17 protein-coding genes are annotated in these 14,075 nt (G+C 67.9%); 14 read left to right on the top strand and 3 right to left on the bottom strand.

Annotated elements, in window-relative coordinates; genetic code table 11:
• Position 1: 1 nt before the first annotated feature.
• The gene (xth, locus tag GGR13_RS10240; RefSeq protein ID WP_183213427.1) at positions 2-787 is read right to left on the bottom strand and encodes an exodeoxyribonuclease III; all 786 of its coding nucleotides are present in this window, start codon (positions 785-787) and stop codon (positions 2-4) included.
• A gap of 78 nt (positions 788-865) precedes the next feature.
• A complete protein-coding gene (locus GGR13_RS10235; protein WP_221230601.1) occupies positions 866-1,870 on the bottom strand; it encodes a hypothetical protein in 1,005 nt (334 codons plus the stop codon).
• 202 nt (positions 1,871-2,072) lie between these two features.
• On the opposite strand from GGR13_RS10235, the gene GGR13_RS10230 reads away from it, so the two are divergent.
• The 6 genes from GGR13_RS10230 (at position 2,073) to GGR13_RS10205 (ending at position 7,015) form a co-directional block, all read left to right on the top strand.
• The gene (locus tag GGR13_RS10230; RefSeq protein WP_183213426.1) at positions 2,073-3,155 is read left to right on the top strand and encodes an MBL fold metallo-hydrolase; all 1,083 of its coding nucleotides are present in this window, start codon (positions 2,073-2,075) and stop codon (positions 3,153-3,155) included.
• Positions 3,152-3,928, top strand: coding sequence for an enoyl-CoA hydratase-related protein (locus GGR13_RS10225; RefSeq protein ID WP_183213425.1), 777 nt, complete (start codon positions 3,152-3,154; stop codon positions 3,926-3,928). The genes GGR13_RS10230 and GGR13_RS10225 overlap by 4 nt, the downstream gene beginning before the upstream one ends.
• Positions 3,929-3,961: 33 nt before the next feature.
• Entirely contained in the window at positions 3,962-4,453 is a 492-nt protein-coding gene (locus tag GGR13_RS10220) for a GNAT family N-acetyltransferase (protein WP_183213424.1), read from the top strand.
• Between the two features lie 149 nt (positions 4,454-4,602).
• Positions 4,603-5,163 carry a DUF1285 domain-containing protein gene (locus GGR13_RS10215; RefSeq protein WP_183213423.1) on the top strand — a complete coding sequence of 187 codons (561 nt, stop codon included), beginning with the start codon at positions 4,603-4,605 and terminating at the stop codon, positions 5,161-5,163.
• A complete protein-coding gene (locus GGR13_RS10210) occupies positions 5,160-5,819 on the top strand; it encodes a CoA pyrophosphatase (protein WP_183213422.1) in 660 nt (219 codons plus the stop codon). The genes GGR13_RS10215 and GGR13_RS10210 overlap by 4 nt, the downstream gene beginning before the upstream one ends.
• Positions 5,816-7,015 (top strand): CCA tRNA nucleotidyltransferase, encoded by a 1,200-nt coding sequence (locus GGR13_RS10205; RefSeq protein ID WP_183213421.1) that lies wholly within the window; start codon positions 5,816-5,818, stop codon positions 7,013-7,015. The genes GGR13_RS10210 and GGR13_RS10205 overlap by 4 nt, the downstream gene beginning before the upstream one ends.
• On the opposite strand, the gene GGR13_RS10200 is transcribed toward GGR13_RS10205, so the two are convergent.
• On the bottom strand, positions 7,012-7,959 hold the full coding sequence (locus tag GGR13_RS10200; protein ID WP_183213420.1) for an endonuclease/exonuclease/phosphatase family protein: 948 nt from the start codon (positions 7,957-7,959) through the stop codon (positions 7,012-7,014). The genes GGR13_RS10205 and GGR13_RS10200 overlap by 4 nt on opposite strands.
• Before the next feature lie 79 nt (positions 7,960-8,038).
• Here GGR13_RS10200 and GGR13_RS10195 point away from each other — a divergent pair, with 79 nt between their 5' ends.
• The 8 genes from GGR13_RS10195 to GGR13_RS16625 all read left to right on the top strand — a co-directional run bounded on the left by GGR13_RS10195 (position 8,039) and on the right by GGR13_RS16625 (position 13,999).
• Positions 8,039-8,500 (top strand): DUF4112 domain-containing protein, encoded by a 462-nt coding sequence (locus GGR13_RS10195; protein ID WP_183213419.1) that lies wholly within the window; start codon positions 8,039-8,041, stop codon positions 8,498-8,500.
• A 73-nt stretch (positions 8,501-8,573) separates the two neighbouring features.
• Positions 8,574-9,131, top strand: coding sequence for a sigma-70 family RNA polymerase sigma factor (locus GGR13_RS10190; protein ID WP_183213418.1), 558 nt, complete (start codon positions 8,574-8,576; stop codon positions 9,129-9,131).
• A complete protein-coding gene (locus GGR13_RS10185) occupies positions 9,128-9,856 on the top strand; it encodes an anti-sigma factor (protein ID WP_183213417.1) in 729 nt (242 codons plus the stop codon). The genes GGR13_RS10190 and GGR13_RS10185 overlap by 4 nt, the downstream gene beginning before the upstream one ends.
• A 285-nt stretch (positions 9,857-10,141) precedes the next feature.
• Positions 10,142-11,623 carry a DUF2793 domain-containing protein gene (locus GGR13_RS16750; protein ID WP_183213416.1) on the top strand — a complete coding sequence of 494 codons (1,482 nt, stop codon included), beginning with the start codon at positions 10,142-10,144 and terminating at the stop codon, positions 11,621-11,623.
• A gap of 184 nt (positions 11,624-11,807) precedes the next feature.
• Positions 11,808-12,083 carry a hypothetical protein gene (locus GGR13_RS10175; protein ID WP_183213415.1) on the top strand — a complete coding sequence of 92 codons (276 nt, stop codon included), beginning with the start codon at positions 11,808-11,810 and terminating at the stop codon, positions 12,081-12,083.
• Positions 12,080-12,463: a M15 family metallopeptidase gene (locus GGR13_RS10170; protein ID WP_183213414.1), complete on the top strand. Its 384-nt coding sequence runs from the start codon at positions 12,080-12,082 to the stop codon at positions 12,461-12,463. The genes GGR13_RS10175 and GGR13_RS10170 overlap by 4 nt, the downstream gene beginning before the upstream one ends.
• A 360-nt stretch (positions 12,464-12,823) precedes the next feature.
• On the top strand, positions 12,824-13,627 hold the full coding sequence (locus tag GGR13_RS10165) for a flagellin (protein WP_183213413.1): 804 nt from the start codon (positions 12,824-12,826) through the stop codon (positions 13,625-13,627).
• 93 nt (positions 13,628-13,720) lie between these two features.
• On the top strand, positions 13,721-13,999 hold the full coding sequence (locus GGR13_RS16625) for a flagellar protein FlaG (RefSeq protein ID WP_246347792.1): 279 nt from the start codon (positions 13,721-13,723) through the stop codon (positions 13,997-13,999).
• Positions 14,000-14,075 lie beyond the last annotated feature (76 nt).

Below are 14,075 nucleotides of genomic sequence, written 5' to 3'. Positions count from 1 at the left end.
CTCAGCCGTCCAGGTTCAGGTCGACGACCACCGGCACATGGTCGGACGGCTTGTCCATGTCGCGGGCGTCGCGGTGGGTCTCGATCGACCGGAACCGGTCCGCGGCCTGGGGCGAGAGCAGGGCGAAGTCGATGCGGATGCCGTTGTTCCGCTGCCAGGCCCCGGCCTGATAGTCCCAGAAGGTGAAGCTGCCGGGCGGCTGGTTGCCCAGTTCCGACGCATCCGACAGCCCCAGCCATTTCAGCGCGCGGAACGCCGACCGGCTCTCGGGCTGGAACAGGGCATCACCCAGCCAGGCCTCGGGTTTCGCCACATCGGCCTCGGTCGGAATGACGTTGTAGTCGCCGCACAGGGCCAGCGGCTCCTCGAACGCTAGCAGGCTCCGGGCGTGCGCATTCAGCCGCTCGAACCAGGCCAGTTTGTAGGGGAATTTTTCGGTGCCCACGGGATTGCCATTGGGCAGATAGATCGAGGCCACCCGGACCGGTACCGGCCCCTCGATCACGGCCTCGATATAGCGGGCCTGTTCGTCGGTATCGTCACCGGGCAGGCCCCGACGGACATCGGACATCGGCATTTTCGAGAGCAGGGCAACGCCGTTGTAGCTCTTCTGGCCATGCGTCTCGACGTTGTAGCCCAGGTCCTCGAAGGCCTCGCGCGGGAATTTCTCGTCCACGCATTTGATTTCCTGGAAGCAGGCCACGTCAGGCTTTGCCGCCTCCAGCCATGCGAGCACGGTGGGCAGGCGGGCGTTGACGGAGTTGACGTTCCAGGTGGCGATGCGCATGGCGCGAACGCTAGTTTGCGTCGGCCTGCCTTAGCAAGGGCCGGCCGGCGGTTGTCGCAAACCGCCGGCCGGACGATCTCAGTTGGCGGCAGGTGCCGGTGCAGCCGGGGCTGCTGCAGCGACGGTGGTCAGCTTGCAGCCGCCGCCGATGCGCGCGGCTTCGGCACAGGGATAGACCTGCTGCACGACCCGCTCGGTGTTGAAGCGAACGATATAGCCTTCCTCGGCACCGCATTTGGCCTCGTAGAAGGCCCCGTTGCTGTTGGCGCCCATGTAGCGGGCCTCGACCACGTCACAGGCTGCTGCGGGGCTTCCTGCCAGCATCGCCTTCATCGTCGCGGCCTGCTCGGCGGGCTGGGTGAATTTGCAGCCTGCGCTCTGGGTGATCACCTGCATGCAGGTAGTGGTCTGCCAGCCCGTGGGGGACTTCTCGAGCCAGAAGCCGTCGGCCTCGGCACAGCCGACCTCATAGATGAAATTGCCGGCTGTCGACTTGCCGATCGAGGCTCCCTGGTCGACCGTACAGGCGATCCCGGCTTCCAGGGCATAGGCGCGGACGACCTTGGCCACGTCGGTATTCGCCGGAATCTTGCACTGCAGGCCGACATCGGCGGCCGGATCGCGCGAGCGATCCAGGTCGGCCTGACCGGCCAGGATGACGCAGTCCACGGCCTGGGGCGGCGTGGTGCCGATCAGGATATAGCCCGGGCCCGTCGCGCAGGCCGCCTCATAGATCGACTGCTGTTCGGCATTGACGCCCAGCAGGGTGGCCTCGGTGACCTGGCAGTTCGAACTGGCTGCCGTCGCGATGGTCTGGGCGGAGGCCATCACGGCCTCGGCTGTCGGCGCCTCCGCCGGGGCGTTCCGGTTCCGACGCGGCGTCGTGCTGGCACCGAGGCGACCGGCGCGCGTGTTCGTCCGCACGGTCGCATTCAGCGGGTCCGCGCCAGAGCTGCCGGGGGCCGCCCTTCCGCCGGCTTCGGGATTGGAGGTTCCGCCGGGAGCCTGGGCTGCGGCAGGGCTTGCGAGCGCAAGTCCAAGGGCGGCGGTGAGGGCCAGGGCACAGAAGGGGAGTTTCAACATCGTCAATTTCCACAAAAAGCTCAATTCCACGCTGCGGGAGGATCGTAGATGGGTCAAGACTGAGGATGCATGGGTCTATCCTCACGACGACATCAGCGGCCATGGCGTCGGTGCTGGCGTGAGCGGATGCCGCGGGCTTCGCTTGAACTGGACGGCATGGCCCTGATCGGGCTAACTCGCTCCGTTGCGATTGGAGACGGACTTGGCCGACGGCGTCACCCCCCTTGTATCGAGCCGCGAGGGCACGCGGGGCCTGACCTATCCGCATGGCGAGCCACCCGCGCCGGGCGAAGCAAAGATCGTCGCGGACGGGGTGCTGTGGCTGCGTCTGCCGCTGCCGATGGCCCTGAACCACATCAATATCTACGCGATTGCCGACGGGATCGGCTGGGCCATCGTCGATACCGGAATCCGCACCCGCGAGTCGCTCGAAGGCTGGGAGGCGGCGCTGGCCGGCCCCCTGGGCGGTCTGCCGGTGACCCAGGTCATCTGCACCCACATGCACCCGGATCATATCGGTCTGGCCGGGTGGCTCTGCGAGCGGTTCGACGCGCCGCTGAAGATGACCCAGCTGGAATATGTGACGGCCCGCATGTTGTTGTCCGATGCGGGCCCGGCGCCGGAGGGCGGGGCCGCGTTCTATCGCGCCACCGGCTGGGACGACGACCGGATCGCGGCCTGGCGTAAGGATTACGGCATGTTCGGCCGCGGTGTGTTCCCGCTGCCCGGGAGCTACACCCGCATCGTCCGGGATCAGGTCCTCCGGATCGGAGGCGAGGACTGGCGCGTCGTGGTCGGCAATGGTCACAGCCCGGAACACGCCTGCCTCTGGCGTCAGGCGGATGGCGTCTTCATTTCCGGCGACCAGATCCTGCCGCGCATCTCGTCCAACATCTCGATCTGGCCGACGGAACCGCTGGCCAACCCGCTGCAGGACTGGATGACATCGCTGGACCAGCTTGCGGCCCAGTTGCCGGACGATCTGGTCGTTCTGCCGGGGCATGGCGATCCCTTCACCGGCGTGAAGGCGCGGCTCGAGGCCCTGACGCGCGGGCACGAGATTTCGCTGACCCGGCTGGAACGCGCGCTGCAGACGCCGAAGCGCGCCGTGGATGTGTTTTCGACCCTGTTTGCCCGCGCCGTCGGTGACGGCCTGTACGGCATGGCCACGGGGGAAAGCCTTGCGCATCTGAACTATCTCGAGGCCCATGGCCGGGCGCGTCGCGATCGCGATGTTGACGGCGTGGACTGGTGGACGGCGACCAACCCGGAGACGACGACGTGAGCGACCACATCCAGACCAGCCTTGCCGATGGCGTCCTGACCGTGACGCTGGCGCGGCCGGACAAGAAGAACGCCATTACCCAGGCCATGTATGCCGTCCTGGCCGAGGCGACCAACCGTGCCCGCACTGACGATGCGGTCCGCGTCCTGCTGTTCCGGTCCGAAGGCGACAGCTTCTCGGCCGGCAATGATATCGCCGACTTCATTGCTATCGGCTCGGCGGGGGGCGGCCAGGTCACCGATGCCCCGGTGTTTCAGTTCCTCCAGTCGCTCGCGAAGCTCGACAAGCCGGCCGTTGCCGCAGTTCGGGGCAGGGCGGTCGGGATCGGCCTGACCCTGCTGCTGCATTGCGATCTGGTTGTCGTGGCCGAGAACGCCCTTCTGTCAGTGCCCTTCGTCAATCTTGCGCTCGCCCCGGAGGCCGCGTCCTCGCTGTTGCTGCCGGCGGTCATCGGTCATCAGCGGGCATTCGAGATGTTTGCCCTGGGTGAGGCGATCGATGGGCCGACCGCCGTGGCCTGGGGTCTGGCCAACCGCTGTGTCCCGGCAGAACAGGTCGACGCCATCGCCGCAGAACTGGCGCTCAAGGTGGCCAGCCGTGCGCCGAACTCCATCCGCAAGACCAAGCGGCTGATGCGCGATGCCGAGGCCCTGTGGACGCTGATGCTGAGCGAGGGCGAGGCCTTCGGTTCCCAGATGTCGAGCCCCGAGGCGATGGAGGCCTTCATGGCCTTCAGCCAGAAACGCCAGCCGGATTTCAGCAAGGCTGGTTGAACCGTCACGGTATTGGGCCTAGGTGCGCGCGCCATGTCCGCACCTGCTGTTGCCCTGACCCCGTTGCGCATCTCGCCCGAGACGCCGTTCGACCGCGCCGCGATCGAGGGTCTGGTCCTGCGCGCCTTCGGGCCGGGCCGGTTCGCCAAGACGGCCGAGCGGCTGCGGGAACAATCGACGTTGGCGGCCGGCTTCGTGGCCCGTGATGGCGATCGGATCGTCGGCTCGGTCCGCCTCTGGGCCATCACGGTCGCGGGCCATGCCGCCGTGTTTCTGGGGCCCATTGCCGTGGAAGCCGACCGGCGCGGCGGCGGGCTGGGCGCGGACCTCGTTCAGGCCTGTGTCGATCATGCCCGTTCTTCGGGTGTTGCCGGCGTCCTTTTGGTCGGGGACCTGCCTTATTTCGCGCGCTTCGGTTTCGAGCCCGCTCCGTCGGTGACCCTGCCGGGACCCGTCGACCGGCGGAGGGTCATGTGGCTGCCCCTGACCGAACCAGTGCCGACCGGAGCGGCGAAACGGGGATAGCTCCGACCAGCCCCTCCACCCCTTCGGGGTCCCCCTCCCCATCGCGCAGCGATGGGGAGGGGGACCGCGAAGCGGTGGAGGACTGTGTCCACCCCACAGACCCGAAAGCCCACCTTTCCACCTCGCCCTCCCGCGCCTAAGTCATGGCCATGACCGAAACCTCCGACACCGGACTCGCCGCCGTGGCTGCAGCGGCCCGACAGGCCCCGGGTCACGGGCTGCCGCCGGTGCACCTCTGGCATCCGGAACACTGCGGCGAGATCGATATCGTCGTGCGGGCCGATGGCACCTGGATGCACGAGGGTTCGCCCATCGGCCGCAAGGAACTGGTCCGGCTGTTCTCGACCGTGCTGCGGCTGGACCCGGATGGCTATCATCTGGTGACGCCGGTCGAGAAGATGCGGATCACGGTCGAGGACCTGCCGTTCCGGGCCGTGGCCATGCAGCGGGACGGCGACGACCTGATCTTCACGACTGATGTCGGCGACACGGTCGTCGCGGGTGCCGACCATCCGATCGTCGTCGAGACCGATGCCGTGACCGGCGAGCCGTCGCCCCGAATCCATGTCCGGGCCGGGCTGGAGGCGCGGATCGTCCGGGCGATCTTCTATGATCTGGTCGAGATGGCCGGGGTCGAGGACGGGCGGCTGACGGTCCGGTCCGGTGGCCAGGCCTTTGCCCTGGGGCCCATGGGAGCCGGCGTGGAATGAGCCATGCCACCCTGAAACGCCGGCTGACGGAGCGCCTCCTGCCGATACAGGCCTGGCAGCCGCTGGGACGCGCTGCGCGATCGGATTTCGACCTCAATCCCGAGGCTCCCCGTGCCGACCGTACCCTGCGCGAGGCGGCGGTGCTGGTACCCATCATTGCCCACGCCGAAGGGGCGACCGTGCTCCTGACGCGCCGCGCCGATGCCCTGACCAGCCACAGCGGCCAGATCGCCTTTCCCGGTGGCCGTCTGGATCCCGGCGAGACGGCTGCGCAGGCGGCGCTGCGTGAGGCCATGGAGGAGGTCGCCCTCGACCCGGCCTGTGTCGAGGTGCTGGGCTTTGCAGAACCCTACGAGACCGTGACCGGCTTTCTGGTGACACCGGTGGTCGGCTGGATCGCCAGTGCCCCGTCCCTGACAGCCTCGCCGGGCGAAGTCGCGGACCTGTTCGAGACGCCGTGGGACTTCCTGATGGATGTCGCCAACCATCGCCGCGACAGCTTCCAGCCTGCAGAGGGTCCCGTCCGCCATTTCTGGGCCATGCCCTGGCAGGATCGCTACATCTGGGGCGCGACGGCGGGCATCATCCGGGGCCTGCGTGCGCGGCTCTATGACGATGCGGATCTGGACCCGGCGATCGCGGAGGACGCGGCTTGACCGAGCTGGCCGGACAGCCCTGGCTGAGCGATGCGGCAACGGTCGCCGTTCTCGATGCGCTCGAGGCAGCGGGCGGTCCCGGCTGCGTGCGGTTCGTTGGAGGCTGCGTCCGCAATGCCCTGATGGGCCAGCCTGTCGATGACATTGATCTGTCGACGACCCTGAAACCCGATGCCGTGGTCGCAGCCCTGAAGACGGCCGGGTTGAAATCGGTTCCGACCGGCCTGGCGCACGGCACGGTAACCGCCATCGCCCGCCGCCAGCCGTTCGAGATCACGACCTTGAGACAGGACGTTTCGACCGACGGGCGTAATGCCACGGTCGCCTTCACCGATGACTGGGATCAGGACGCCGCCCGCCGCGACTTTCGTCTGAACGCCCTGTACGCCGACCGCAGCGGCCGCATCTTCGATCCGACCGGGCAGGGCCAGGCCGACGCTGCTGCCGGCCGCATCGTCTTCGTCGGCGACCCGGCGACGCGCATTCAGGAAGACTACCTTCGCATCCTGCGTTTCTTCCGGTTTCACGCCTGGTACGGTCGCGGCGAGCCCGATGCCGATGGGCTGGCCGCCTGCGCCGCCCTGCACGAGGGCATGGCGAGGCTGTCGGCCGAGCGGGTTTCGAAGGAACTGCTCAAGCTCCTCGCTGCCCCCGACCCCCGCGACGCCGTCCGCGCGATGTCGAAGACCGGAGTCCTTGGCCAGATCCTGCCGGAGCCTGTCTCCCTCGATCGGTTCGAGGCCATGGTCGTGGTGTCCGATGAGGTCGCCCTGCGCCTGTCCGCCCTCCTGCCGGATACATCAGAGGCCGTCATGAAGGCTGCGGTCGCGCTGCGCCTGTCCAATGCCCTGCGCAACCGGCTGATCGATGCCGTGTCCGGCACCCTGGCCCCGAGCGCGAGCGCGGCCGACATCCGGGCCATGCTCTACCGCGCCGGACGTCAGCCCGTGCTCGACCGCCTTGCCCGGACGGCTGCCGACCATCCGGAGGCTTGTCCGGGTGACATTTCGGCCATCGCCCGCGACTGGCCCATCCCGCGCCTGCCCATAGGGGGCCGTGAGGTCGCTCGGGCGGGTGTTGCGGCGGGGCCCGACACCGGTCGTATCCTCAAGGCCTTCGAGGACAGCTGGATCGCCGACGACTTCCCTGCCGATGGCCACGAGGACCGGCTTCGGGCGCTGATTGCCGCGGGCTAGGGCTGCGCCAGCCCGAACCGCGTCACGACCGGCCGGTGGTCCGACCCGTTCTCCAGACCCAGCCGCCGCTCCAGCAGCACCAGATCCGCAGACCGGTAGACCTGGTCGATCGTGATGCCCGCGAACGCCGGGATCCCTGTCGGCCAGGTGCCCGGAAAGCCCGGTGCCGGGATGACACCCAGCTCGGCCTGAACCTGTCTGCCGATCCTTGCACTGGAGACGGCATTGAAATCGCCGGCCACGATGACCGGTCCGGTCAGGTCACGGCGGACCTCGGTCAGGGCCATGACGTGGCGGATCTGCCCCCACTGGTACTGGTAGGGCCAGGGCCGGGTCAGGTGCACACCCAGGATGTTCACCGGCCCCAGGGGCGTCCGGACGACGGCTCCGACGGCATGCAGCCCGTCCGGCCGGTCGGGGATTTCGGTCAGGGGATAGCGCGAGCCGATGATCGTGCGCGCCGGCTTCCCGGCGCGGGCGATCGCCGGCGAACCGACCCGGTACGGGTAGTCGGCCAGGACGTCCTCGATCCGGGCGGTGGGTCCATTGCCCAGTTCAATCAGGATGACGACGTCGGCATCCGCCTCACGGACCGAGGCTGCGATCGCCTCGACGTCGTTGTTCTTCCAGAGCACATTGGCGGAGTACAGGCTCAGCGTGGGTCCATCCCCAGCCGGTGTCCCCCGTTCCGGCATCCACTGTGGCCAGACGGCGATGGCCAGCAGCCCCAGGGTCACCGCCCCCACCAGAACGGACGGCCAGAGCCTCAGCAGCACCAGGACGACGAGCACACCTCCGGTCGCGAACAGGGCCGGGGCGGCGAACTGCGCCAGGATGTCAGGCCAGCGATGGCCGATCCCGCTCAGGGCGGACAGAGCCACGGCCAGTGGTGCGCCGAGCACACCGATGGCCAGCAGGTTCAGGATCACGCGAAAGACAGACATGCGGCGGAGGCTCTGCAAAAAGGCGGTCTTGAACGCCCATGATGATGGCGCGTTGATGTCCGCTTCAGAGGGAAACACCATGGCCAGGCGGACCGTCGGGGATATCGAGAAAATCTGGTCCAGTGTCGAGGGGATCAGGAAACTGTCCGACCGTGTCATCGGCGTGGGGCCGGTCGGTTTCGGTCTGGATGCCCTGCTGACCTGGGTCCCGGTCGTCGGCACGGCCTACACCGTTGGCGCCGCAGGATGGCTGCTTTACCAGGCACAGCAGGCACGGGCGACGCCGGGCACGATCGCGAAGATGGTCGGCTATCTGGCCTTCGACACGGCCACGGGTGCGGTGCCGCTGATCGGCGATGCGGTCGATACCTTCTTCCCGGGTCACCTTATGGCCGCCCGAGCCCTGCAGAAGGAGATCGAGTCCACCCACTGGGTCGAGGCTGACGAGGCGTCATCGAGAGCCAGCGGCGAACACGAGCGCCATCTCGAGACGATCCGGTCGAAACCCCATCTCCGGCGCCTCGTCTATCTGCACGACTGAGTGTGGCAGATCGCGGCTTGACGAACCCGGCCCGCGTCCGCACTCATCCTTCGCAGTATTCTCAGGGGATTACATGGCGGCGACTTTGACGCGGGATGAACTGGCGGTGGCGCTGGGCCGGACGGGCCTCGGGGACCGCGCGGCGTTCCGCATCGTCTATGAAGCGACCTCCGCGAAGCTATTGGGGGTGTGCCTGCGTATCTTGGCTGACCGCCAGTTGGCCGAGGACGTATTGCAGGACATCTATCTCACAGTCTGGAGGAAGGCCGAGACCTTTGACCCGGCGCGCGCAAGCCCGATCACCTGGCTGGTGACGATCGCGCGCAACCGGTCGATCGACCGGCTGCGGTCCGCTGCGCCGATGCGCAAGACGACACCGGTCGAGGACGCTCATGACCTGGCCGATGCCGCGCCGCTGGCGTCCGACATTCTCGAGCACAGCGATGAGGTCAAACGCCTGAATGTCTGCCTGAGCGAGCTTGACGACAAGGTTCGCGGGGTCATCCGCACGGCCTTCATGGACGGCGTCACCTACGATACCCTGGCCCAGCGGGAGAATGTGCCGCTGGGCACGATGAAGAGCTGGATCCGCCGTGGCCTGCTGCGCCTGAGGACGTGCCTCGACCAATGACCGACGCTTTCAACGATCATGACGAACGGAACGTTCTGGCGGGCGAACTGGCCCTGCGCCTTCTGTCGCCCGAGGAAGAGGTCAGGGCCCGCGCCCTTCAGAACACCGATCCCGACTTCGCGGACCAGGTCGAGGGCTGGAACGCCCACCTCGCGGCTTTCGCCGACGGGATTGCGCCGGTCGAGCCTTCGGCCGGTCTCTGGCCGCGGATCGATGCCGCGACCGCCCCGACCGCCAATGACAATGGCCGGGTAGCGGCCTTCTGGCGAACCTGGGCCATCGGCGCCACGGGCCTGCTGGCTGCCAGCGTGGGGGCCGTCGCCTTCCTCGTGGCCCAGCCTGACCCGGTCGTTCCGCCGGCACCGCCCGCCGTCGTGCAGGGCGGCGTGACCCGCGTCGCCACCCTGGCGCTGGAAGACGGTGCCCCGATCCTGACGATCGCCTATGACACGGCGACCGGAAACCTGTTCCTGGCCCCGACCACCCAGCTGGCTGGCCAGGACGGAGTGCCTCATCTCTGGCTGGTCAAGCCCGAGGGGGGCGTGCAGCTGGTCGGTGCGATCACGCCGGGCGCTTCGTCTCGGCTGGCCCTGACGAACATCCTGTCGGGTGTCGCGGGCGAAGCCACGGCTGTGGCGATCTCGATCGAACCGCGCGGCACAACGCCAGCGCAGGACACGCCGGGCGGCCCCGTGGTGGCGTCCGGAGAAATTCAGCAACTCTGATCCGCATCCGGCGCATCCTGCGGCCCGTATATACGGCATGGCCGGCTCGTAAGCGGGCGGACGGTTTCCGTTCGCACCGGGTCCTGACAGCCACGAGCCGGTCCGCGGGGAGGTCACCAAGCCCTTCCAAATGGCCTCCCCGCATTCGGGCTACGCCCCTGTATTCCACCGGATGATCCGTCAGAACCCCCGGATTATCAGGGGGCGGGAGGATTCTCGTGGTCTCCGCCGCGCCTGAGGTCCACCGACACGGACACTGATCTTCGTCATCCACGGAGATCGTCCATGTCCACCCAGGCCTCGTCCCGGCTCAACCTGCCTTATCTGGCGGCGGGCCAGCTTCAGAAACACGTCACCCTGAACGAGGCCCTGACCCGGCTCGATGCCTTGGTCCAGACAACCGTCGTCACCCGGACGCTGAAGGCGCAGCCCGCACGGCCGACCGAAGGCCATCTCTATATCCTGCCCGAGGGCGCGACCGGGGCCGACTGGTCATCGCGCAAGGCTGGCGATCTGGTCCGTGCCGGGGGCGGTGGATGGACCCTGGTCCCTCCGGTGGAGGGGATGATCGTCCTTGTCCTCGTTCCGCCTGCAGCCCTCGTCCATCGCGGCGGGCGATGGACGCCTCTGCCGGTCGACAAGGCGGACGTGGCCCAGAACCTGACCCGTCTGGGCGTGAACACCGAAGCGGATTCAGGGAATCCCTTTGCCGCACGGCTGAACGACGCCCTGTGGACAGCCATCGACTCGGCCTCGGGCGGCAACGGCGATCTGCGCATCGCCTGGAACAAGGAGGGCGTCGGGGACACGCTCTCGTTCCTGTTCCAGAGCGGATACAGCGGGCGCGCCGAATTCGGCCTGCTCGGCGATGACAGTTTCCGGCTCAAGGTCAGCCCGGACGGTCTCCACTGGCACGAGGCCCTCGCTGTCGATCCGGCGACGGGCGCTGTCCGGTTCGAGCGGGGAGCGACCCGGGTCGAGACCACGACGCTGAAGGCCAGTGAGCGCGTGACCCTGCCCCCCTGGGCCCGGCGACTGGAGGTTCTGGCCGTGGGCGGTGGTGGCGGCGGCGGCGCCGGTGCAGCTTCATCCTCGGGCATCCGGTTCGGCGGCGGTGGCGGCGGGGCGGGTGGCGTTTCGACGGCGCACTGGGACCTGACCAGCCTCGCCGGTCCCCTGACGGTCACGATCGGTCCCGGGGGAACCGGTGGCTCAGTCGTTGGCGCGGACGGCGGCGATGGCACCTCCACCACCGTTGCCAGCGGCGGTGTGGTTCTCCTGACCGCTCATGGCGGCCTTGGCGGCAGCGGCGGAACCGCGGCGGGCGGTCCCGGCGGGGCCGGTGGCCGCGGGACCATGCTGGCCAACGGTGGGGGTGGCTCCTCGGTCGCGACGACGGCATCGGCCGGTCACAGCCTGATCTGCCCCGTCGGACCCGGCGGCGGCGGGGGAGGGGGCGGGCTGGACGGCGCGGCGACGGCGCGATCGGGAGGGCCTGGGGGCGCTGGCAGTGTGCTGGGCCGCTCGGCCAGCGGCGGCGGGGGTGGCACGGGAGCGCCTGGAGCGGCCGGCGGCGGGGCCCCGGACCTTGGGCTCGGTGCTTCGGGTGGCGGTGGCGGGGGCGGCGCAAATGCGTACGGCCCCGGTCATGCGGGCGGCGATGGTACGACAGGCTCGGGCGGCGGCGGTGGCGGGGCGGGCACGACCGTCCCGGGACCCGGCGGCAGGGGCGGCGCGGGCTTCGTCCGTATCACGGCTTTCGGATGACCGGGCGCCGCAGACACCCGGACCGCTCACCCTGGCATCCCCGTCTCAGTGACCCCGGACCGGCCCTGCTGGACCTCGAGATCCAGGACTGTCCGTGGCAGCTCGGCCCGCAGGATCCCCGCGACGGCCTTTGCCCCGCTGGCCGCCAGACCCTGCCCCACCTTGATCGATCGGAGGATGACGAATGACCGAACCCGGACCTGACAGCGTTTCCCCCTTGGTCGAAGGCCGCTGGCTGTGGCGACGCCTGTATGTGTTCACCGTCAGCCTGGGTCTTTGGACCCTGCTGGTCTTCGTCGTGCGGCGGGCCGAGCCCGGCCATCTGCCCGCGATCGCCGAGGGGCTGATGGGGCTGCAGGCTCTCGTGCTGGTGATTTATCTCGTCGCGCCGACGGCCCAGCAACTGGTCGAGTTGCTGGCCAATCTGAAGCTGCGGCTCGGGACGGGGGGACGGCCATGAGCTTTCGCCTGTCCAACCGATCCCGTGCCCGAATGAAGGGGGTCCATCCCGATCTTGTCGCGGTCGTCGAGGCGGCGATCGCCCTGACCCCCGTCGACTTCATCGTCACCGAAGGTCTGAGAGACGCCAAGCGACAGTCGGCCCTGGTCCGCAGCGGCGCCTCGCGGACCCTGAACAGCCGGCATCTGACCGGGCATGCAGTGGACGTCGCCGCCGTGGTCGACGGCCATCTGCGCTGGGACTGGCCGCTGTATCCGCGCATCGCCGCTGCCTTCAAGACGGCGGCCGTCAGGGCTGGCGTGCCGATCGTCTGGGGCGGCGACTGGCCCCGTCTGCGCGACGGGCCGCATTTCGAACTCGACCGGAGACACTATCCGTGACGGGGCCGATCCAGGGGCGGCTGGTCCCGACCAGGAAGAACAGGACGATCAGGACGATCAAGACTGTTTTTTCGTGAGCTCCGATCCGCGATCGGGTCGTCAGGGCGGGCGACTCGCGATGCGGAAGCGGCAGGACTTGCCGGGTGCCCGGCAGTTTTTGCCGGGTGAACCGCAATTTCGGCAGGATTTGCCGGGTCAGGGTCGTGGTTAAGCAGAAGTACCGTAGGTTTTTCAGCGGTGTGAGGAAACGCGTAGATTGCCAGCCGACTGGCCCGGCGATTGCTGTGGGTCTCCCTGAGCAAAATGCTCCCGGCTGCCAAAATGGCGTCGGACATGTCGAAGACAGAAGGAACAGCCAAAATGGCTAACAGCATCAATACGAACACTGGCTCGCAGATCGCTCTGCAGGCTCTGAACCAGACGAACCGCGATCTGGCCACAACCCAGAACCGCATCAATACCGGCAAGAACGTTTCGTCCGCCAAGGACAACGGTGCCATTTTCGCCATCTCGACGGCCCAGCGCGCTGAACAAGGCGCCCTGAACTCCGTCAAGAGCTCCATCCAGCGCGGTCAGTCCATCCTGGACGTTGCCCTGGCCGGTGGTGAAACCATCGTCGAAGCTCTCGAAAAACAGAAGGCCCTCGCGGTCTCCATCCAGTCCTCGACAGCCGGTACGGCTGCCGAAACCGCCTACCTGGCTGACTTCAATGCCCTCGGCAACGAAATCACCAAGGCGCTGGCTGGCTCGTCCTTCGACGGCGTGAACCTGTTCTCCAACACGGCCCAACAGACCGTGCTGACCAGCACGGGTGCTACCGGCAACACCTCGAACATCGGTACCGGCGCAGCGATCACGGTCGCGACTTCCGGTGGTGCCGTTGCGCGTGCCGGTGCCACGGCTGCTGCCGTCGACACCGCGATCACGGCCTTCACGGCCGTGCTGGGTGGCTTCGGTTCCCAGTCGCAGTCGCTCGAGCGCAGCCTGACCTTCACCTCGAAGCTTCAGGACTCGATCGAGACCGGTATCGGCAACCTCGTCGACGCCGACCTGGCCAAGGAAAGCGCCAAGCTGACCGCCCTGCAGACCAAGCAACAGCTGGGTGTCCAGGCGCTGTCGATCGCCAACCAGTCGAGCAGCATCCTGCTGTCGCTGTTCCGCTAAAGCCGCAAGACGCGAGGGCGGAGCCGCAAGGTTCCGCCCAACCGCGTCCGGCCCGTGCAACAAGAAGGCGCCTGAAGTCCGGCGTAAGGAGAGATGTCCAGCGAAGCCTCCGCCGTCAGCCCCGTCGCCGCGTTTCCGACGCCGTCGATCGGCACGAACCTTCCCGACAGCCGCCCCCGGGGCGAGCCTGAACCCCGGGCTGCGGACTATCGCCTGGTGATCGAGCAGGGTCCCCGTGCGGGGACCTATGTCTACAAGACCGTGGATCGCTCGACGGGCGAGACCATCAAGCAGTTCCCCCGCGAGGAAGTGGTCAAGCTCATCAACGACCCGCTCTACGCCACAGGCACGATCGCCAACACAAAGGTTTGATCGGGCTGTAAAACTTCCGCCAACCGCGCCGGATCATACCGGAGGCGGAATTCATGGTTATTGGCCATTAACCATA

Origin of the sequence: Brevundimonas variabilis, assembly GCF_014199945.1 — a bacterium.
In the GTDB taxonomy this organism is placed as follows: domain Bacteria; phylum Pseudomonadota; class Alphaproteobacteria; order Caulobacterales; family Caulobacteraceae; genus Brevundimonas; species Brevundimonas variabilis.
The sequence above is the reverse complement of the archived record's forward strand: the minus strand, read 5'-3'. Positions and strand labels throughout refer to the sequence as shown.